Below are 21618 nucleotides of genomic sequence, written 5' to 3' on the forward strand. Positions count from 1 at the left end.
ATGCCTTAGCCGAGATTGCAAAGGATAAATAGAGTGGGGTTTATTGAGCGCTTACATTTATTTGACCAGCTGTGTAGAGTAAAAGCGATAGCTCTAGCGTCTAAGCTTAAGATTGAATGTCTGCTGAGTATAAATTTTCTTCCTAACGCGATATATAAACCAGAGCGTTGTATTCGTACTACCCTAGCAGCGGCTGAAAAATATTCATTCCCTGTTGAGAAGATCATCTTTGAATTTACTGAAAGTGAAAAAATCGAAGATATTGAGCACCTCAAGAAGATTGTTGAATATTATATGTCTAAAAACTTCATCACGGCGCTCGACGATTTTGGAGCAGGTTACGCTGGTTTGGGGTTGCTCGCTGATTTCCAAACCAATCTTGTAAAGTTGGATATGGGGCTTATTCGTGACATTGACAAAAAGCTCGCAAGGCAACTCATCGTTAAAAATTGTTTGAATTTATTCGGCGAGCTTAATATCACCGTTATAGCGGAAGGAGTTGAAACCAGGGAAGAGATGAGCTGGTTGCGGGATGCCGGTGTTGAACTGATGCAGGGTTATTATTTTGCTAAGCCGGGATTTGAATGTCTGCCAAGTGTGGACTTTAGGGAAGGCGATTAGTATTTATTCCAAGGCAGGTTCGGTTCCTACGATTTCGCACTCTTATTTTGCGTACCTTATGCGACGCAATAGTTCCATTAATAGGCTGTTTGGATTTGATTGGTAGCGGTATTAACTCGCTCTTTAGAGCACCGCCAAGATCAGCCTTCTCTATAAAAAATGGATTTGTTTACTGATTACCTCCCCAGTTTTAACTATTTTTATAAGCTAGCGCAATTGTTCAGCAGATTGCAGGCTCCATTTCAGATCAACCCTCAGCCTTGTCGTCAGATCCGAATGCGATGGCTATAAATGCGCCTAATCAAGGTTTGTTACCAGGGCCGTATCTTCCTGAGGAAGCGCATAAGTAGTGCTAGGGTCAGCGATGAATAGATAAACTGTTCTCGCCTTTTTTACTGGTTTTGTTCGTTTTCCTGTTGCTATAAAAGCCCTTTCTCAATTTGGCGCTTAATCCATTTTGCGGAGTTGGCGCTGGTGTTGGTGCGAGTTTGTTCGGCTACTAAATCTGCGGCTGTAATGAGCTTGCCTAAATCGATACCGGTGTCGAAGCCCATTTGATTGAGCATTAACACCACGTCCTCGGTGGCAACATTGCCGGAGGCTCCCGGTGCGAAAGGACAGCCGCCTAAGCCGCCGATCGATGAGTCGAACTTGCGAATGCCGCATTCCACCGCCGCGTACACATTGGCAACACCCATGGCGCGGGTGTCGTGAAAATGGCAGGACAGACGGTGCGCGCCGAACTCACTCACCAGTTTCGTCATAAGAGACCTCACCTGTCCCGGTGAGGCGGCGCCAATGGTGTCGGCGAGCACGACTTCCGGTGCGCCAGCTGCGAACAACTCGGCGCATAAGTCGATGACGGTATTTTCAGGTATTAGGCCTTCAAACGGGCACTCCCACGCCGTGGCAATGCAGGCGAGGGTAATTAACTCATCGGTATGACTTCTGCCCAGCACATCTTTTGCAAAGCTCATGACCTGGCTATTGCTCATGCGGATGTTCTTTTCGTTCATGGTATTGCTGGCGGCAATCACAAGGCTAACCGTATCGATACCAGAGGCTTTTGCTAACTCATAACCTTTTAGGTTTGGAATCAATGCAGAGAAGTGAAAATCCCCTTTAGGCAAAGCGGCAATGACGTCCGCGGTACCGCTCATGGCGGGCACGGCAGCGGGGGACACGAAAGAACCCACTTCAATATGTTTTACGCCCGCAGCGATAAGGGCATGAATCAGTGCAACGCGCTGCTGTGGCTCAAGAATGACGGCTTGGTTTTGCAAACCATCGCGGGGGCCAACGTCATTGATGATGATTTTTTCTGCCATGGGGGAGTCCGTATGCTTCTATTTGTGAGGCGAGTTATTAGGCAATGATACCAGCGGCCTTCAGGCTAGCGGTATCCGCAGCGCTGTAATTCGCTAATTCTGCCATGATCTCGTCGGTATTCTGCCCAAGTAGCGGTGCCGCCGAGAAGGACTCTTCACCGCTTCGCGAAAGTTTGATGGGGTTGCCGGGGCCTTTTGTACTTTTGCCTGCCGGGTGTTTTAACTCAACCAGCATATTGCGGTGCTGTATCTGCGGGTCGCTTAAGGCCTGAGCAAAGTTATTGACCGGCGCCACCGGAATGCGCGCCGCGTTTAATTTTGTTAACCAGTTGGCGCTGGTGTCGAGTCGGAAAATATCGGCTAACGTTTTGTCAATAAAATTCTTGTCGGCTAGTCGGCCGGGTTGCCCGTCGTATTCTGGTTTATCTAATTCCGCGCAGTTCACCAAGGCTTTTAGATTTTGCCAAAAATTGTCGGTAAGCACGCAAATCACAATATGCCCATCAGCCGTTGGATAGCTATTGTAGGGAACATGCACAAAGTGGCTGTTGCCAATGGGGTGTGGGTTCTCGCCGGATAAACAGTGCATGGTGGCCATATAATTTAAGAGCGAGACTTGCACGTCTAACATCGAGATATCAACGTGCTGGCCCAGGCCAGAGCTATACCGTTCGATGATGGCACTCATCACTCCCATAATGCCGAACATGCCGCCGCCTAAATCGCCGATGGGAATGCCCGCGCGCATAGGCTGGCTAGCATCGGTGCCGGTAATCGACATGCCGCCGCCGTAGGCCTGAGCGACTTGGTCAAAAGCGGGGCGGTTTGCACCCGGCCCGCTTTCCCCAAAGCCGGTGATAGAGCAGGTGATGATGCGGGGATTCACTACAGATAAATGCGCGTAATCAATTTTGAGTTTAGCGGGTACGCCTGCGGCGTAATTATTAATAACAACATCTGCCGTTTTAACCAAATCGTAAAAAATGCGCAGACCGTCTTCGCTTTTTAAGTCGATCGCGATGCTGCGTTTATTGCGGTTTAAGGTAATGAAATACGCACCCATGCCATCGATCGAATTTTTGGGATCACTGGCAAGCAATTTACGTGTGCCTTCTCCGCCAATCGGTTCGACTTTAATTAAATCTGCACCTAAGTCTGCCAGCGTCATTGTGCAAAAGGGGCCGGACAGCATGTGAGTCAAATCTAAAACACGAATATTGTTGAGGGGTTTATTCATAGCCGACTCTTAATCTTATTTTTAATTCGCGGCGGTTTAGCCAGCGCTAATAACTGAGCCGCCGTCTATTACCAGAAGCCCGCCGGTCATATAAGACGAGGCTCTGGAGCACAAATAAATCACGGTGCCGGCGGCATCTTCCAGCTTGCCCATGCGGTTCATGGGGATGTTCTTATTCAAGGCCTCTTCGTCTTCCATCAAATACGCAGTCATATTGCTGGGGAATAAACCCGGCGCGATGGCATTCACATTGATATGATCTTTTACCAAACTGGCGGCTAATTGTTGCGTGAGCTGAACCACGGCTGCTTTGCTAGCCGAGTAAGAAAAAGTTGGTTGCTGTGAATAGCGCAGGGCGTAAACAGACGCCAAATTTACAATGCGGGCGGGTTCTTCTTTGCTTGCGCTGGCGCGCAGTAAAGGCAGTAATTTTTGAGTCAGGAAAAACACCGATTTAACGTTGAGATCCATCACTTTGTCCCAGCCACTTTCCGGGAATTCGTCGATGGGTGCGCCCCATGTTGCGCCAGCGTTATTGATGAGAATGTCGAGCTTGGTTTCCCTTGCGCTGATCTCTTTCGCCAGCTTGCTGATGCCGTCGAGTTGCGATAAATCAGAGGGGATCGCGATACACTCGCCAAGCTCGGCAAGTCTTGCGCGAGTGGTTTCCAGTTCTTCAGCTTTGCGCGAGGTGATATAGACCTTGGCGCCAGCGCGAAGGAAACCCTCGGCGATCATCGCGCCAATACCGCGGGAACCGCCGGTCACCAATGCCGTTTTGCCAGCAATAGAAAATAAGTCCTGCATGGGAGCTCCTCCGTAACAATGTAATTAACGTTGACGATACTGCTCTTCGCCAAAGGAATAAGACCACGTCTTTTCATCCAATTCCATTTTGAAATTCGGCGGCAGCTTATACACCCAGCCGTGGATTAAATCTTTACCGCGCTCTACCGCAGGGCGCTGCTCTATGCGTGTAAACCAGTCGTGCAGTCGGGGAAAGTCTTTGTCTAAGTGAATATCGATCAAGGGCAGGGCGCGCAGCCACGGCCAGCAGGCAATATCGGCAATCGAATAATCGCCAGCCAGATAGTCCTGGTTTTGAAGCTGACCTTCCAGTACACGGCATTGGCGCAGGCTTTCATTGACATAGCGTTCGCGGGCGTAATCCTGCTGAACACGGGCGTAGCGAATAAAGTGGTGGGCTTGACCTTGTAGAGGGCCAACGCCCGCCACCTGGAACATCAGCCACTGCAATTGCTGAAAGCGCGTGACCGGGTCCTTCGCCATCAACTTGCCGGTCTTTTCCGCCAGATAGATCAGTATTGCGCCAGTTTCAAAGATCACCATGGGCTCGTCACTGCCAGATATGGGGTCGTGGTCTACTAGCACCGGCAGTTTGTTGTTGGGATTCAGCGCGAGCAACTCAGGCTTAAATTGATCGCCTACACTGATGTCGTAGGGAATCACATTGTATTCAAGACCTAACTCTTCGAGCGCGATAGAAATTTTATGGCCATTGGGCGTGGGAACGGTATGCAGGTCGATCACGGCGCGACTCTCCTTATTTAATTGTCAAGTATGTTGACATTGTGGGCCGGTGATTGTCCAGCGGAATTTGTTTGTTTAACGCCGCGCTCTAACTGAGTGGTGAGCACTTGACGGCGGCTTGCCGACACGTTAATAATGTAAACATAATTGACAATGTTGGCGCCTCGCAGCGCCGGCGATACATAATAATAAATAAAGGCTAATAACGATGTTGACGGTTAATACGGTGCGTTGGTTTGCCCTCGGTTTAGTGGGTTGCGTGGCGCAAACAAGCTTGGCCGCAGATGCTGTGTCCGGCCAAAATGCCGAGTCTTCCGGGCGCCGTATGTTAGAAGAGGTGGTGGTCAGCGCCCAAAAAGTGGAGCAGTCTTCACAAGATGTACCCATTTCGCTAACGGCTGTCAGCGGTGATTTTATGCGCGAAGTTGGCGCAACCGGCCTGCAAGACATTGCGCCGTACATTCCCAATGTGCGGTTCTCATCAGACACCGACCCCGCCTTGGCGCAAATTAATATCCGCGGCTTTGGTTCCAACCCGCTGAATTCCGCCTTTGATAGCTCGGTTGGTTTTGTGCAAGACGAGGTGTTTTTCAATCGTCCGTCATACTACAACGAAGCGATGTTCGATATCGCGAGGGTAGAGGTCTTGCGCGGCCCGCAGGGCACGCTGTTTGGTAAAAACACCATCGCGGGTGTATTTAACGTCACTACAAAAGGCCCGACGGAAGAATTTTCAGCCGATTTTCGTGTTAATAAGACCGACCCCGACGAAGTCAGTTATGAAGGCGGTGTTGGCGGTATGGTCACCGACTGGTTTGGTGTTCGTGTTGCTGCTCAGGACATAAGCCGCGACGGGCAGTTGCACAATCAGTTTTTGAATCGTCAAGATGACGAACACGAGCAGAACGCGCAGCGAATCAAATTGTTATTTCTACCTTCGGAAAATGTCTCCGTAGAGTTAATGGCTGTCACGTCGGAAACCTCGGCAAATTACTGGGGACTTCAGTTGATGAATTTAGATGAAGGTAGCAGTGATTTTCTTAGAAACTATGATCCCAATATTGAAGACGATCCCTATAATTTTACTAGCTCCTATGATCAAGACGGATTTTTAGATAAGACCTCTGACACCCTTAGTATGAAAACAGATTGGGATATTGGCCCTGTCGGCGCCTTGAATAACCTCAATATGGTGTTGGTTTTAGCAGATACCTCACTAACCATTGATAGTTTAGTGGATTTAGACACCTCACCGGCGGATCTTGCAGCTTTAGAAGTTGTGTCCGACTACGAGCAGCAATCTGCCGAGTTGCGTTTTAGTGGAACAGCAGACAATTTGTTTGGTATTGGTTCTGGTGTTGAATTTGTTGTTGGCGCCTACTTCTTTGACTCCCGCTTTAGCCAGCAAACGCAGATTACCGCTGGCAGTGACTTTGGTGCCTATTTGTTAACCGACGACGCCCTGCAGTTGGTGTCAGGTCAAACGAGTGTATCGAGCGGTGGTTTGTTGGGCGGCTTAAATCTGGCTGGTATTGGCTTGATTAGCGACATTACCGGCGCCGCCATTGGTGACGATTATCTGCAACTAGATTATCTATTGAACGTTGATGCACAGGCTATTTTTGCGCAAATGACCTGGGCTTTAACTGATCAGTTTATTATTACGCCAGGTATACGTTTTAGCCGCGAGCAAAAAGTAGCGGACGCCAGTGGCGCGGGTTTTTGCCAAACTGCTGCCTTGGGGACACCCTGTTTGATGGAGTTGGCGTTGAGCGCAGAGGATTACGACGAGCGTGGACTCAGTCGTAAGGAAACCGATGTATCGCCAAAGCTATCGTTTCAATATTATTTGAATAGTGACAGCAATGTCTTTTTGACCTATTCCAGAGGCTATAAAAGCGGTGGCTTCAATGCCTCCTCGTTTGGCGGTGAAGACCTGGGCTTCGATCCCGAGGAAGCGGCGACAATAGAAGCCGGTTTTAAAGGCGAGTTCTTCGACAATACCCTGCGTTTAAATGCGGCGGTTTACCAAACCCAGTTTGATAATTTGCAGGTGCTGGCATTTAATGGCGCCTTCTTTGACGTGACTAATGCGGCGTCGGCCATTTCTCGCGGCTTAGAAATGGACTTCGTGTGGCTAACCCCCTTTGAGCCACTGACCATTGCGGGTTCTTTGGGGCTGCTTGATGCCAAGTATGACAGCTACCCAAATGCGCCGGCACCAGTGACAAGTGGCTTAAATTCTAATCAGGATTTGAGCGGTAAGCGCATTGCTTTCGCGCCGGAACAAAGCGCCAGTTTTACACCCACGTTGACGCTGCCAGTCTTTGGCTTAGCGATGCGTGCTAGTGTGGATTATTTATATCAGGGCAATCAATTTACCGACGGTGATTTAGATCCCAATAGTTATCTGGAAGGCTTCTCGCAAATATCAGCGCGCATTAGCATCGGTGCGTGGGATCAGCGCTGGGCGCTCACCTTGGGAGGCAGCAATTTGACTGATGAGGAAGTGTTGAACCAGGTATTAGATACGGTGTTCTTCCCCGGTTCGTATAACGCGCGTCAAAAATCGGGGCGTAAAGTATTCGCTTCGCTGTCGTTTGCTTTGTAAAAATATTGGGGGGAATAGGTTTGTTCCCCCGTGCTTTCAAGCTGTTTGCTAGGCGCTTTTAATAAGCCGAATAATGTAAATTAAAATAATAGCGCCGGCGGTGGAGGTGGCGATGGAGCCGATCAAGCCGCCAGCCGCAATGCCGAAAAAGCTAAATACATAGCCGCCGACAACCGCGCCGACCACGCCGACAATAATATTGCCGATCAGGCCAAAGCCGCCGCCTTTCATGATTTTGCCGGCTAACCAACCGGCTAGGGCGCCGATCGCTAAGAAAATAATCAATCCCTGTGCATCCATCGTGTCACCTCTATTTTTAGAATCGCTAAACTTTACACATTGTTAGGCGTGTAAATGGTATTTTTGTTCAACAGCCACAATAGCACCTTATGCGACTAAGTCTTGCTGTGTTTTTTGATATGGTTGCTTAGCGCTTTTTTATTTCTTATCAGTTCTACCATTCAAACCCTTATTCTGCTGCGCAGTGGCTGCATTTTGCCCACTCTTCTTGAACGACTTTTTCCAGCAAGTTGCGCAGCCAAATTAAGCCTAAATCTCGATCTAAGCGGGTGTGCCACACAAGGTATACAGGGCTGGGTTCAATATCTAATGGTGGGTCGGTGATCCAAAGGTCTGAACTAAATTGCGGGCCACCGGCTACCATCTGCGGCACCACCGCGATTAAATCGCTGTTGCTTAACAGTTTGGGTACAGCGGAGAAATGATTGACGGTCATTGCCACTCGCCGGCGTTTCTCTAAGCGCTGCAAGGCTTGGTCAACATTGCCGCGCGGGTCGCCAGATTGCGACACCAGTAAATGCTTGGCCGCCAAGAAATCGTCCATGGTGATGGCTTTGCCTGCCAGCGGATGGTCTTTGCGCATCACCAGCTTGTAGGTGTTTTGGTATAGCGGAATTGAGCGCAGGCTGCGGTCGTGCTGGCTCAATGGCCCAAGACCAATATCAATCCGCGCCTCGCGCAGTTGTTCAATGACGCCCATACGAGTGTAGGGCACTGCATACAAGTCAACATCCGGCGCAAGCGCGGCGACCTGACAGCTAAAGGGCAGCCAGTACAAATCGACTGATAAATCGGCGATGGCAATGCGGAACTGGCGGTGGGACTGAGCTGGATCAAAACCCCGTGATTCCAGCGCCGACGACAGTTGTTGCATGGGGTCGCGCACCTGCGCCCACAAACTCTGGGCAAAGGCGGTGGGCTCAATCTGACGGCCCTTTTTAACAAACACGGGGTCTTTCCAAATATCCCGCATGCGGGCAATGGCATTGGATACCGCTGGTTGCGACATCGCTAAACGCTGACCGGCGCGGGTTACCGAGCCTTCGGTCATGATGGCGTCGAAGACTTGCAGCAGTGTGAGTTCTTGGCTCTTCATTATTTCTGCTCTTGTCGGCGCTTACGGAGGAGGACGTTAATTCATCATAATTTATGATGAATGGTATATCTACGAACAATTTTTCTTCTCTGTGGTGGACGCTCATAGTGAGTCCCGTGACCGAGTGACTTAAAACCATCAGGAGAAGTGAAATGTCATTAATTAAGAAGCTTGAAGAGCAGAACTTTAGCGAAGCGATTAGCAGTAGCAGCGGCCCTGTGTTGGTAGATTTTTGGGCGGAGTGGTGTGGGCCATGTAAGATGATGAACCCCGTGCTTGAAAACCTAGCAGGAGAGTTGGATGGCGCGGTTGCTATCGCCAAGCTCAACGTTGATGACAGTCCAGAAATTGCCCAGCGCTACAATGTGCGCGGTATTCCAACGCTGATTCTGTTCAATAATGGTGAGGTGGTGGCCCAGCGCACTGGTGCCGCGTCGCAGCAACAAGTGAAGGCGTTTATCGAGCAGTCTTTATAAACGCGCTTTTACTGCAGTCCGCAGCGCAATCACTTAGGCACTGCGGACTTTTTATTCCCCGATTAAAATCAATTTCCCCGTCTCTGGATCGCGATAGACCTGCCCCAAGGCCTCGTAGCCACTGCCGCTGTTGAGCTTGTCTTGCACGGTTTTTGGCACCGTGGGTAGCTCTTTGCCCAGGCTAATATCTTTATTGATTCTTTCCGTACTGAAATGCTGCTGTAAGTCAGGGCTAAACGACACCAGTGCGGCGATCAAACCACAGGCAAACACTAAAATAATATCGACCAAATTCGCCATGGGGCCGAGGGGATCTTCGTCGGATTCTAAAAACTCGCTGTCGCGCCACTTATCCATGTTGGCCCACCTCCGCGCGATTCAGTTGGTGAATCGCTTGGTCGTACCAGCGGCGGCGCAGGCGGCCCAATACAAAGCCGATCATGCCTGCCAGTAAACCGATGACCGTGGTGTCGAAGGCCACGGTCATCGCGGTGGTTAATATCCGCAGTTCGCCATCACCCAGCGCCGCTAAACCGGGGCCGAGTGGAATAAGCGTTCCCATCAGGCCCAGCATCGGTGCTAGGCGGGTGAGGAAGTCTGCGCGTTCAATGCGGCGCTTACCGGCGTGTAACAGTGCATCGCGATTACCCGTGTCGCGCAGGCGAGCGATGCCGCCAAAGCGCTCGCCTATGCTAATGCCAATTTCGTAAATGGCGAGGCCAACAAAAAATAGCAGGGCCCAAATAACCGGCGTTAAAAGTAGCGAGGTGATCTGATGCATGATGCCCAGAGAAATGCCTGAAAACATGATTTACTCTCCGTTCTCGTTATTTATTGTCAGCTTGGCGACCGCGCCATAAACCACCGAGCAAAATCAGCACGCCAAATGCGATTAGCCACGGCAGGTAGTTTGCTATTTCTGTCTCGCTGGAGTCTGCACCGCTGTCAGCATCATTATTTTCTGCGGAATTATTTTGCGATGCAGCTTGCTTTGTCGCCTCAGCGTCTAGCGAAATTTCCTGTATATGAGTTGGCGACACATCGCTGCTGTTAGAGGAGTTGATGTCGGCGTCGGCCATGCGGCTTTTCGCTAATACCGACTCTAGCTGTGCGGCTTTCTCGGCAGAGAGCTGGGTTTTCACCAAGTCATATATCGGGTGGCGGGCGTGGGTGTGACCGCTGCCGGGGTTGCCGTGCTCGATAATATTGTCAGCAAATTGCTCCGCCAATTGCTTGGTGGTGTCGGCGTCCGCTTTCCAAAACTTCTTGTCGATAGCGACTAACATCACCGCTAAAATATTGGTCTGCACATAGCGGTTATTGTCGTCGGCTAAAAACGCATCCAGGCCAAGGTCTTGGGCGTCGTCTATGTACACTGCTTTGACTTCTTCCCACACGCGGTCATTGATGATGTCTGGGCTCGTTACCTGCCAGCCCCACAGGTATTCAATAAACTCGCTACCCATGGTGCGCGCGCCGGAATAGCCTTCGTTCATTAGCGGTTTGATCCATTGCGGGTTAAAGAAGCGGCCGCGCAGCTCAGAGAGCAGGGCGTCGTGGAGTGCGTCTATTTGCAGATTGCGATTGTCGGCGTGATTGATTACCGCGCTGGCGGGAATCTTGCCACTAACGGTTTCTACCGCCAGATTAAAGCCGCCCAAATAGTCGAAGGCATCGTTATTGTCGATTAAACCGTAGAGGTTGCTGGCCCGACCCAAGAAGGTTTGCGATACACTTTTAAGCTGGCGTTCAAACACGTCTTGGGCCGATTCGCCCTGCATGCCCGCACCGTAGGCGTGGCCCATGCGCTTGATAAATACCTCTGCCAATTCGCTGCGATCTTGCCACGCGCCACTGCGCTCTACTAAGCGGTTAATACCCGCGCCGTAGCCGCCGGGGGCAATACCAAATACCCGTAAACTGGCTTGGCGGCCAAGTTGTTCGGCCTTCATGGTGGGGTTGGCTGCTAATAATTCGCGGGCCTCGTTTACCCAGTTGTTGGCAAATTGGTTTTGCTCTAGCGACTCGTTACCGCCTTGCTCGTCGGTGCCGAGCGGGGCGAGGGCCTCACGTAGGGCAAGGCTGAGCGCAGGGTAGTCGTGACTGATAAGGTCGCGGCTGGCATCCAGCGCCATTAAGCCAGCTTTATCGAGCAGTAATAAATGTTCACCGTAGAGGTCTCTGAATAAACCGGAGGTGGTGAACAATACATCTAGGCGTGCGGGCTGGTCTGGGCCAAGGGGTATGCGTTCTAATCCTTTAATTATGCCGCGACTATTCCATATCGGTTTTACGCCGAGCAGCTTCATGCCAAAGGCAATCATGGCGCCTTCGTCGCGCACCGCGTCAGAGGCCCATAAAATAATGCCCTGCTTATTATTGCTGGTGTCGACATTGGCAATGGCAACCCCAGACTCGCCGCTGAGTACTTTAGCGGCTAGGGCATTGCCCACATCAAAGCCGACGCGGGTCGGCAATAAGCTGCCATCTAGCGCATAGAAGTTGCGGCCGGTGGGTAAAGACTCCGGTGTACGAATGGGGTCATTGCCTTTACCTGGTGCCACAAAACGGCCATTCAAACCGTTGAGCAGTGCGCTCATTTCCGCAGCAGGAGAGGCGACTAATTTTTTGCGCCAGTCGCTTTCGCGATTTTTAATCTCTTGCGTGTTGCCGCTATTGTCGCCCTGTAGCATCGACGCAATCATGGTATCGACCGCTTCGCTTTGCCAGTCGCGACCAAACACGTGCAGGCCCAGTGGCATAAAGCTCTCTTGCAGCTTGGTCAGGTAGTGGCCAACTTCATGAAGCAGGAAGGCGTCGTCGGTTTCTTCAAAACCAATGCCGCGCACTTGCAGTTCTTCGTCCATGCTGGCGATGAGTTCGTCGCGTAAATTGGTTTCGTCTATTTTTTCGCGCAGAGCTTTTACGGCGCGGGCGCGGGTGTCGGCATCGCTCGCCGCTTCGGCGCTTTCAATTAGCTGACGTATTTCCAGCAGCGCGTCGTACAACTCGGTAGCGGCCAGTGGCGGGGTGAGGTGATCGACCATGATCGCAAGGCCACGGCGCTTGGCTTGTATGCCTTCACCCACGCCATCGACGATATACGGGTAAACGCTGGGCAAGTCGCCAACCGCAATGCTGGGGTAGTCGTTTTCGCTTAGGCCCACACTGCGTTTTGGCAGAAATTCATAGGTGGAGTGGCGACCAACGTGCACCAGTGCATCGGCTTTGAATACATCTTTTAAATAATGATAAAAGCCCAGATATTGATGCGGCGGCGGAAAGGATAAATTGGCGTGCAGTAATTCCTCGTTAATTTCCCAGCCCCGCGGTGGTTGCGGAGCTAAAAACACATTGCCGAATTGCACGCCGGGAATCAGCATTTTATCCTGCCATACCATCACGCGGCCCGGCGCGTCGCCCCAACCGCGAATACCTTCAATTCCCATATTGATTGACGCTTTCACCAGCGCTTGGCTGGCTCGCCAGTCAGGGCTGCCACCTTCAGTGCTGGCGCGACTAATAACGGCTTTATATTCAGCTTCAGTTTGTGCCAAGAGATCTAGCGCTCTTGCGCGGCCGGCGTCGCGCACGCCATCAAGGGCGTGCTGTAAATCACTGATGGTATTACTCATGCGGGCGCTGATTAAGGCCAGGCGCGACTGGCGCTCGGTCACCGAGCCTAAGGCCGATGCAGCGTTAACTTGTTCTTGCAACCACACTTGTAATTCGCCCAGTGGGCCGTTCACCATTTCGGCTTGAACAACCTTCGGTAGGGTAGCGAACCAGGTCTGATAGTCCTTGGCGCTAATGGTATTGATTTGCTCAGCCATCGCCGACAGCGCGGCGCGATCATCGGGCAGATTCACGCCCTTTGCTTGTAATAGGTTTAGTAATGCCTCGGCGTCTTTGGGCAGCGGGCCGGTCTTATAGCCAGCCGCTTTTAGAGCGCGCAGCATTTCTAACAGGCTGTCCGGCACATTGAGGTTATCGGCACCAATATTGTGGCGACCCGGTGGGTGGTTGTAATACACCACACCAATGCGTTTGTCGGCATTGGCTTTTTCTTGCAAACTCATCCAGCGCGCCAAGCGCTGGCTTTGGCGCTCCACCTCGTTTACCCGTGGTTTACTGCGGTACACGCTGCCGCCGGTGAGCGGGTCTATGCCGGTGGGTTCGGCCAACGCTAATACTTGCGGTTGCGACACGCCTTGCAGTTCAGGCATGGCCACGCGGTAGTGCACGGAGTCGCGGGGAATACCCTCTGGTGACAAGCCCCACTCGGCCTCTGACCATTCACTGAGGCGTATGCCTTTTAATACTGGCAAGTTTAATTCGCCAAGTAGCTGGGTGACCGTCTCGCGACCTTCACCGCCGCCGATCACAAAATCCTGTATGGTGACAATCGCTGCCGGTGTGCCCGCTAAGGGGCCGCGCATAATACGGTGAATCGTTTCAACGGCATTCACACTTGGCTCACCCCAGCCGGCTAAAATCGACACGCACTGCCAGTGCTTGGTCTGGCAGAGCTGCTCGTGCAAATCCCAGTCGCCAGAAATGTCGCCACCGTCGTGGTCGAGAATCCATAAGGTGCGACGCATCGGTCTTAAGGCCTTGCTGAGTTCGTCAGCGCTCAGCCAGTTGGCTGTCTCGTTTTTATAAGTCGCAAATCGAAGGGGCGCAACCTCAGTGGCGGGTGCGGCTTGCTTGCCTGCACTGAGTATAAAATTAAATAACTTGGCGGTGTTGTCCACCGAGCGGTTCACCCAGTAAGAGCGCGCCTGCAGCCAGTCGGCATAGCGCGGTGCCGCTTTTTGTTTGGCGGCGAGGGCGTCGCCGGTGATGACACCGTCGCGGTCGCCGACGATCTCTTCCGGTATCTCTTTGGCAAAAATATCGCCGTTGCGATCCCGTTGCAGCGCCATTAATTTGCGGTCGCTATGCAAAACCGTGCGCAGCTGAGTAGCGGGGAAGCGCTGGTTTAGTAGTCGATCTACCGATTCGCCAAATACCGCGATCATCAACAAGGTTTGGCTGCTGGCGATGAGGTTCTGTAACTCCTCGTCTTCCATCGCAATCACTTGGCTAACTGTGCGGATGCGAATCTGCACATCGTTATTGTGTTGAATGACTTGGTGGGCACCGGCGATAAGCGTTGGCGCAGATCGATCAGACACAATGGCCGTTAAGGTGGTGGCTGTTGCCGCATGGCTATTGCCCGCGCAGATAAAACTGAGCAGCGCAGCGAGCAAAAAAGTGAATGAGCTTGACGTGGTTTTCTTATTCCCGAGCTTAGGGAAATGAGTGGCCGATAAAATACTAAACATAGAAATGCATCCCGCCGTAGCTCGCCCGCATACGACTAATAAGGTGATTAACTGATAAACGCGGAATGGCAGGCGTCAGCCGTGGCTGAAGCAAGTCTCGACACCCCGTCGTTTTATCCTGAGCCCTTAGCATAATTACTGCGCTTGCCAATACCGCGTTAAAAAGCAGCTTAAAATGCTCATTTGCAACAGCAAACTCCGCTTCTGCGCTGATTTTTGCCTCGTTTCGGCTTCGCTCGTGACATTATGCTGAGGTCTCATCCTGTTATTTCAGGCCGGTCTCCGGACTCACAAAGTGCTGATAACATCAGCGCAATCAATTCGCCTTCCCACGTAAAACGCAGTGGCTGCCAGCTTGTGTGAAAGCCAGCTGAACTGATCATCTCTGCTTACCGTTGCGGGGGCAGTACAGGCATTGCAATGCTTTTTAGCAGCGCGCACCTGTTTCCCGTTTCACCTCTGTGTGCAGAAACACACGCGGGCACCTGAAACATCGGCGCAAAGCATACCCTCTGACGGCGGGGAGTCAAGGATTTGAGGGGATTTGATTCGTGTTTAGGTGGAGCAGGTGTTTATCGGTGCACATGCCAAGGTATGCCAACAGTATTTTGTCCGATGTAGCGTTGCTATGGATGTTTCTGCGGGCCATGAGTACGAGGGTGAATGATTATATATGAAGGTTGTTAAGGCAATCGAAGGAGCATCTTTGATATGAACAGTGGTAGGCGAAAAATACCGTACGGTCGCTGTATATACCTGTGATTCTCTTTTACCCTGGAGCTATCCAGCTAATAGCAATGGGGCCTCCTTTTTATCTTATACTTCATTTTTTACGCATATAATTATTCTTTTTTAAATCTTAAATTATTCCGATAGGCCTATATGGGTTTATACCTAGTTAGACTGTGATGATTTCGTCTTGCTGCTGTTTGGTTTTTGGTGAATGATCGTTGCGAGTAATAATTAGCCCAAAAATCGACCAAGCCAGAGCGATACCAGGATCGAAAATTCGATCCCCGCGTTACCTTGCTTAGTTTTCCACTTTGCTAGGTTAAGTTTTTGAAAAGGTAGTTTATGCACAATAGTAGAGCGTCCGGCATAGTTCGTCGTTTGAGTTCTGCTTACGCTATTTTGATTGTTATCGCACTAAGTTTGATCCCAATATTTGCCACCGCTTATCTGTATATTTATCAAGACTCTCAGTTGATTTTTCATAGTCATAGCGATCACGAGCTTGCGATTGTCATTGCACTTATTCAAAGCGGCTTTATTGCTGCAATAGCGTGGCTTTGTTTTCGACATTCTGGCGAACAATTTTCCCGTTGGCTGGCGCTTGGTTTTTTTGCATTTACTCTTATATATGCTTGTCACGGTATCTTTACCCGAATTTCGTCAATAAATATTTGGCAGTTTGTGCTTTATGGCCCAGTTAGTCGTTTGGCGATGGTGTCTTGTTTTTTTGTTGGTCTACTTACTTATGGTAAGCCGTCACTGAGTGATGAAAACGGCCAGCGACGGGGGCGCTGGGTCGTTTGGGTTTCGATAGTTCTATTGATTAATGCTGCGGTTTATATATTAGCCTCAACACCGTGGGCGCCTAATGCGCAAAAGATACTAGAGATTATTGCTCTTCTTATTGCGGTAGTGTGCATAGTAATTGTGTGGCGGCGGAAGCTGGACTCGCCATTAATGACAATATTTTCGGTATCACTGCTGTTTTTTGCTCAATCTTCGTTTGCCTTTTTATTAAGTTTGCCATGGAATCATCTGTGGTGGTTCGCTCATATTATTTTTGCTACAGGCTTCATACTGCTGAGTTATGGCGTTATCAGAGCGTTTCTCACTACTCAGTCTTTTGCACTTGTGTTTAGCCAAGATGATTTGATGGAGCAGGTGCAAGTAGAGAAAGATCGCGCGGAAAGTGCTTTGGTTGAGCTGCGTTCTGCGTACAGTGAATTAGGAAGTACCAATGACTTATTGCAGTCAGTACTGCAGTCAGCGTCAGAGTTTTCAATTATTGCTACCGATATCCACGGAGTAATCACTATATTTAATAAAGGCTCTGAGCAGATGTTGGGGTACAAATCAGAAGAGATGGTGGGTTTGCAAACCCCGGTTATTCTGCATTCCTCTGAAGAGGTAGAAAGACGCAGTAGGGAGCTTAGTGCAGAATTTGGTAAGGTAATTACCGGCTTTCGGGTTTTCGTCGCTAAATCTGAAATAGATGGCCATGAGACGAATGAATGGACATATATCCACAAAGACGGCCATCAGTTGCTAGTCTCATTGGTGGTAATGACGATACGTTCTGCTAAGGGGGAGATAACCGGCTATTTAGAAATTGCTGAAAATATAACTGAACGCAAGCGCCTCGCTAATTTGAAAGCGGAGTTTATTTCAACGGTAAGCCATGAATTGCGCACACCACTCACCTCGATAATCGGGAGTCTAGATATAGTTCAAGGTGGTGTGTTTGGGCCGGTCTCAGATTCCATCTCGCAAATAATTGCTGTCGCATATACAAATAGTCAGCGCTTAAAACTATTGATAGATGATCTGTTGGATTTGGAAAAAATTACCGCTGGCAAGCTTAATTTTGAGTTTGAATACCTACAGTTAGCACCAATTGTTGCTCAGTCATTAGAGAGTATGCGTCCTTATGGCGGTAGTCGGCGAATTGATTTGATATTACATCCTGCCATAGAAAGTGATCTTCTTGTTCGGGTAGACGCAATACGAATCCAGCAAATATTCGCAAATCTGATATCAAACGCCATAAAATTCTCACCAGAGGATGAAGTGGTAGATATTTTTGTCAAAAAAATAAACGATAATGTACGTATTGAAGTATCCGACAAAGGCAGTGGTATTCCCTGGGCTTTTAGAGCAAATATTTTCCAGCGGTTTTCTCAGGCGGATGGCTCAGATTCTCGTCAACAAGGCGGTTCAGGCTTAGGCTTGGCGATCACAAAGCAGCTGGTCGAACATATGGAAGGATCAATAGGTTTTGAATCGGAACCTGGACACGGCGCCTTGTTCTGGGTTGAATTCCCACTGCAGCCATCCGTTGAATTAGAGTCGGGTTGTTGAAGGCTCTGGGCCGACTACCTAGAGTGAGAAATCATTTGATAAGCGTTTTTTAAAATAATGAGTGGCCTCGCTTTTACGCTGAATATTCGTTTCGCCGAAAATGTCTCGCAAAATTGTGGTGCGCGTTGGTATAGGCGAACAGCGAACTGGGCAATGCTTCCATCACTTCAACTCAAACCCATCCGCATCTAAATGCGCCGGAAACTTTTCCCTAAAGGCCTGCAAATCTGGCAGTGAGATTTCGGCGCTGAGTATCGCGGGCATGTTGGCGGTGGCGTTTGCCACGGGCTGGCCTAGATAATCCAGGATGACGCTGTCGCCGCTGTAGTTTATGCCGTTGCCGTCTTCGCCTACGCGATTTACACCAATAACGTAGCTTTGGTTTTCAATCGCTCTTGCGGTGAGTAGTGACGACCAGGCGTGGCGGCGGGCCTCCGGCCAGTTGGCGACAAAGATGAGTAGGTCGTAGTCGTTGCGGTTGCGGCAGTACACGGGAAAGCGCAGGTCGTAGCAGACTTGCAGGCAGATTCTAACACCTTGGTATTCGACTATTTTGCGCTCCATGCCCGCCGCGTAGTGTTTGTGTTCTCCGGCCATGCGGAATAGATGGTGCTTGTCGTAGTGGCTTTCGCCTTCTGGGCTTACCCAGTAAAAGCGGTTGTAGTAGCTGCTATTTTCCTGAACGGCGACGGAGCCGCAAATGGCTATTTGATGTTGCTGAGCCATGTCGCGCAGCCAGTGCAACGTGGGGCCGTCGGCGGGTTCGGCAATGTGTTCCGGTGCCATAGAGAAGCCGGTGGTAAACATTTCCGGTAAGACCACGACGTCAGCAGTGCCAATATTCTCTATTAGGTCGCCGAAGTAGGCGAGGTTCGCATCTCGGTCTTGCCAGTAAAGGGTGGATTGTAGCGCGGCTATTTTCATCGTAGTGCTTCTTCTTAAAAAAGGCTTAATTACAGGGCGCAGAGTTTAGCGGCGGCATCTAATAGCGTCTGTTCGCGCTTGGCAAAACAGAAGCGGATGATGCGGCTGCTTGGCGGCGTTTTATAAAATACCGACAGCGGAATTGCGGCAACGCCGTGTTCGCGGGTTAGCTCTTCGCAAAAGTCGACGTCGTTTTTGTCGCTGATGGCGCTGTAGTCGGCTAGCGCAAAATAGGTGCCGGCGCTGGGTAGCATAGTAAAGCGCGATGTTTGCATGGCATTCACAAAGCAGTCGCGCTTGTCGCGATAAAAATCCCCCAGGCCGTGAACCTGGTCGCTGTGTTCGTTAAGCATATCAGCTACCGCGTATTGTGCCGGTGTAAAGCTGGTGAAGGTCACGAACTGGTGAATTTTACGAAACTCCGCACTCAGTGCTGGTGGGGCAATACAGTAGCCTAGCTTCCAGCCGGTGGCGTGAAAGGTTTTGCCAAAGGATGAAATCACAAAGGTGCGGTCGCGCAGGGCGGGGTAGCGGTGAGCGCTGTTGCGGTCTTGGTCGAAGACGATGTGCTCATAGACTTCGTCGCTGATCACGAACAGATCGTGTTTTGCTGCCAAGTTGGCGAGTGCCTGCCAATCACCGTCGTTGAACACCGTGGCGGTGGGATTGTGGGGGCTGTTAACGATGATCAGTCGAGTCTTGGGCGACACGGCGGCTTCTATTTGCTGCCAGTCGGCTTGGTAGCTCGGTGGCAGCAGGGCGATGTGCTTGCAGTGGCCGCCTGCCAGGGTTACCGCCGGTGCGTAACTGTCATAGGCGGGGTCAAGCAGAATCACTTCGTCGCCGGGGTTAACAATTGCTTGAATGGCGACGAATAGGGCTTCGGTGGCGCCAGAGGCGAGGGTGATTTCGGTGTCCGGGTTTATCTCTCTGCCATAGCATTCCTGGGTGAGGGTGGCGATGGCCTGCCGCAGCTCAGGTATGCCGTTCATGGGCGCATATTGGTTTTTGCCGCTGTGGGCGTGAAAGCTAAGCTGGTCTAGCAGGTATTCGCTGGGGGTAAAGTCGGGAAAGCCCTGCGACAGATTGATGGCATTGCACTCGTTGGCCATGGCCGACATAACGGAAAATATGGTGGTGCCAACATGGGGAAGCTTACTTTTCAATTTGGGGTCCTTGGTGTTGGGTCTGTGGGCGTTTATTGCAGGAGTTTACTATAGTTTGCTCGGTGGGTAGAGCGGCGGCTTGGGTAAGCAAATTCATCACAAATGACGAGCAGTGACCGTCGCTTATTACGTCTCTATTTTTCTGTCTGGGCGATAGCAAGGTTTTGAAACTGTAATTTGTTTCGCGGAATAATTTATAAAAGCAAAATAATTAAAATGTCAGTGAATTCAGTTTGTTCAACTAAATACGCTAATCCAAAGCTGATTTTTGCCCGTAAAAAATTGACGGGTATCGTCGGTTTCCAAGATGTTCGCTTCAATAACGTAGCATTTTTGTCGCTTTGCTTGTTGCTGAAGCACGAGCGCGTTTCGATAATATTGTTCGGAAACTGCGGTTAATTAGGGCTTTTACCGCGAGGTAATACGTTTCATTTCTTTCTCACGGTTGATCTATGTGTCTATAGATGCTTCACTTTTATCAGGCTTAGTATCAATGGTGATAGGGACGATTCGGTCCAATTTGGTATCACGGGAAATAATAATGAATAAAAATTTGCTCGCCTCGACGGTTGTCGCGACGGTAATTTCTAGCCCGATATATGCGCAAACTGTTGAGATGTCGGCATCTGAACTTGCTAAGCTCCAGCAGCAAATTTCTGAACTTCAAAGCAAACTAACCGAGTTGCAAGAGCAAGTAGACGCGGCAACGGTGGGTGTGGCTTCAAACTCGGAAGCCATTGGTGAGCAGGCAGGAGACGCCGACGTGCCGGTGCCGGCCAAGTCTGAGGATGGCATTACCGTAGGCGGAGCGGTTCGTACTAATTTTAGTTATACGTCTTACAATGAGGGCAATAAAGATCGGAGTGGGGATTTTGACTTCGATATCTTTAGGGTGAATTTCACCGGTGTCGTCGGCGATGTTTCTTTGAATGGTGAAATTCGTTTCTTCGACTATATGACCGCGATTAAGTACGCGTATGTGGGATATCAATTTAGCCAGAACTGGCAAGTGCAGGCCGGGGTTGCTAAGGTGCCGTTTGGCAATAGCCCTTACAATTCGCATAATTACTTTTTCAGCGCCAATTACTACCTGGGTTTGGAAGACGATTTTGATCTGGGTGTGGTGTTTAAACGCAGTGTTGCCGATAACTGGCAACTGGATTTAGCCTTCTTTAAAAATGATGAGCTGGGCGGTGTGGACGGTTACGTAGACAATCGCTCAGATCGTTATTCCTACGATATTGTTGGCGCTCGGGCGGTAGGTGAGGGGATTTACGATGACCCGACGCAGCCTTTGGGTGAATACAACACCTTCAGTGGTCGTTTTGCGTATCATTTCAGTCAGGGCGGTTTTGACACCGAAGTCGGGGTATCTGCCCTGAGTGGCGGCTTGCACGATGGCGACAGCAGAGCGGGTGATTACCAGGCGTGGGCCCTGCACGCCAGTAGCCGATATGAAAACTGGCATGCACAGTTGCAGCATAGCAATTACCACTACGACATTGATCAGGTTGATCGGATTGCGGTTGGGGCCTATTCATTTTATGACTCTATCGCCGCCGAGGCGACGTCCAGCACCTTTAATCTCGCCTACGATCTCGCGGTGAACTTTGGCGCGGTGACGGCCCTTCAGTTTTATAACAACTACGGTATTGTTTACGATAAATCTGACAACACGGCGAATACCGTGATGAATATCACTGGTGTGTCAGTCGCCGCTGGTGGTTTGTTCACCTATTTTGACTGGGTGTACGCGAAGAACCAGCCCTTTGCCGGTGGCAGCGCAGCGGGTGATAGCAGCGATTTTGAACATCGATTTAATGTCAATATTGGCTATTACTTCTAAGCCAGCTCAGCGCGCCGCGCTCTAAAAAATACACACTCCAAGGAG

General features: G+C 50.4%; 16 protein-coding genes and 1 riboswitch. Of the genes, 5 read left to right on the forward strand and 11 right to left on the reverse strand.

From position 1 onward, the window contains the following. The first annotated feature begins 33 nt into the window (after window positions 1-33). On the forward strand, window positions 34-621 hold the full coding sequence (locus AAC007_RS15080) for an EAL domain-containing protein (RefSeq protein WP_339677862.1): 588 nt from the start codon (window positions 34-36) through the stop codon (window positions 619-621). A 419-nt stretch (window positions 622-1040) separates the two neighbouring features. Here AAC007_RS15080 and AAC007_RS15085 read toward each other — a convergent pair whose 3' ends face one another. The 4 genes from AAC007_RS15085 to AAC007_RS15100 are packed head-to-tail and all read right to left on the reverse strand — an operon-like array spanning window position 1041 to window position 4737. Beyond that, complete coding sequence (locus tag AAC007_RS15085) at window positions 1041-1949, reverse strand: hydroxymethylglutaryl-CoA lyase (protein ID WP_339677864.1); 909 nt, start codon at window positions 1947-1949, stop codon at window positions 1041-1043. A 37-nt stretch (window positions 1950-1986) separates the two neighbouring features. Further along, a complete protein-coding gene (locus AAC007_RS15090; protein WP_339677866.1) occupies window positions 1987-3186 on the reverse strand; it encodes a CoA transferase in 1200 nt (399 codons plus the stop codon). 36 nt (window positions 3187-3222) lie between these two features. Beyond that, window positions 3223-3993, reverse strand: a complete 771-nt coding sequence (locus AAC007_RS15095) for an SDR family oxidoreductase (RefSeq protein WP_339677867.1) — start codon at window positions 3991-3993, stop codon at window positions 3223-3225. A 24-nt stretch (window positions 3994-4017) separates the two neighbouring features. Then, window positions 4018-4737, reverse strand: a complete 720-nt coding sequence (locus AAC007_RS15100) for a glutathione binding-like protein (protein WP_339677869.1) — start codon at window positions 4735-4737, stop codon at window positions 4018-4020. A gap of 208 nt (window positions 4738-4945) precedes the next feature. Between AAC007_RS15100 and AAC007_RS15105 the strand changes: the two genes are divergently transcribed. After that, window positions 4946-7348 (forward strand): TonB-dependent receptor, encoded by a 2403-nt coding sequence (locus AAC007_RS15105; protein ID WP_339677871.1) that lies wholly within the window; start codon window positions 4946-4948, stop codon window positions 7346-7348. Window positions 7349-7396: 48 nt separating this feature from the next. Here AAC007_RS15105 and AAC007_RS15110 read toward each other — a convergent pair whose 3' ends face one another. Together AAC007_RS15110 and AAC007_RS15115 are read right to left on the reverse strand one after the other, a co-directional pair. After that, window positions 7397-7648: a GlsB/YeaQ/YmgE family stress response membrane protein gene (locus AAC007_RS15110; RefSeq protein ID WP_219044031.1), complete on the reverse strand. Its 252-nt coding sequence runs from the start codon at window positions 7646-7648 to the stop codon at window positions 7397-7399. Window positions 7649-7817: 169 nt separating this feature from the next. Continuing rightward, on the reverse strand, window positions 7818-8744 hold the full coding sequence (locus AAC007_RS15115; RefSeq protein ID WP_339677876.1) for a LysR family transcriptional regulator: 927 nt from the start codon (window positions 8742-8744) through the stop codon (window positions 7818-7820). 152 nt (window positions 8745-8896) lie between these two features. On the opposite strand from AAC007_RS15115, the gene trxA reads away from it, so the two are divergent. Further along, entirely contained in the window at window positions 8897-9220 is a 324-nt protein-coding gene (gene trxA / locus AAC007_RS15120) for a thioredoxin (RefSeq protein WP_339677878.1), read from the forward strand. A gap of 51 nt (window positions 9221-9271) precedes the next feature. On the opposite strand, the gene AAC007_RS15125 is transcribed toward trxA, so the two are convergent. From AAC007_RS15125 to AAC007_RS15135, 3 genes are read right to left on the reverse strand one after another with little or no spacing between them, the layout of a single operon-like run. Beyond that, complete coding sequence (locus AAC007_RS15125) at window positions 9272-9577, reverse strand: DUF2149 domain-containing protein (protein ID WP_339677880.1); 306 nt, start codon at window positions 9575-9577, stop codon at window positions 9272-9274. Next, window positions 9570-10028: a MotA/TolQ/ExbB proton channel family protein gene (locus tag AAC007_RS15130; RefSeq protein ID WP_339677882.1), complete on the reverse strand. Its 459-nt coding sequence runs from the start codon at window positions 10026-10028 to the stop codon at window positions 9570-9572. Before AAC007_RS15130 ends, AAC007_RS15125 begins: the two co-directional genes overlap by 8 nt. A gap of 19 nt (window positions 10029-10047) precedes the next feature. After that, window positions 10048-14547 carry a cobaltochelatase subunit CobN gene (locus AAC007_RS15135; RefSeq protein WP_339677883.1) on the reverse strand — a complete coding sequence of 1500 codons (4500 nt, stop codon included), beginning with the start codon at window positions 14545-14547 and terminating at the stop codon, window positions 10048-10050. A gap of 255 nt (window positions 14548-14802) precedes the next feature. Next, window positions 14803-15051, reverse strand: a riboswitch (cobalamin riboswitch). Window positions 15052-15621: 570 nt separating this feature from the next. On the opposite strand from AAC007_RS15135, the gene AAC007_RS15140 reads away from it, so the two are divergent. Then, entirely contained in the window at window positions 15622-17637 is a 2016-nt protein-coding gene (locus AAC007_RS15140; protein ID WP_339677885.1) for an ATP-binding protein, read from the forward strand. A gap of 162 nt (window positions 17638-17799) precedes the next feature. On the opposite strand, the gene AAC007_RS15145 is transcribed toward AAC007_RS15140, so the two are convergent. Further along, window positions 17800-18561 (reverse strand): amidohydrolase, encoded by a 762-nt coding sequence (locus AAC007_RS15145; RefSeq protein WP_339677886.1) that lies wholly within the window; start codon window positions 18559-18561, stop codon window positions 17800-17802. A gap of 29 nt (window positions 18562-18590) precedes the next feature. After that, a complete protein-coding gene (locus tag AAC007_RS15150; protein WP_339677888.1) occupies window positions 18591-19727 on the reverse strand; it encodes a methionine aminotransferase in 1137 nt (378 codons plus the stop codon). Between the two features lie 541 nt (window positions 19728-20268). On the opposite strand from AAC007_RS15150, the gene AAC007_RS15155 reads away from it, so the two are divergent. Next, window positions 20269-21573, forward strand: coding sequence for a porin (locus AAC007_RS15155; RefSeq protein WP_339677890.1), 1305 nt, complete (start codon window positions 20269-20271; stop codon window positions 21571-21573). Window positions 21574-21618 lie beyond the last annotated feature (45 nt).

Source organism: uncultured Zhongshania sp., assembly GCF_963975605.1.
GTDB lineage: Bacteria > Pseudomonadota > Gammaproteobacteria > Pseudomonadales > Spongiibacteraceae > Spongiibacter > Spongiibacter aquimaris.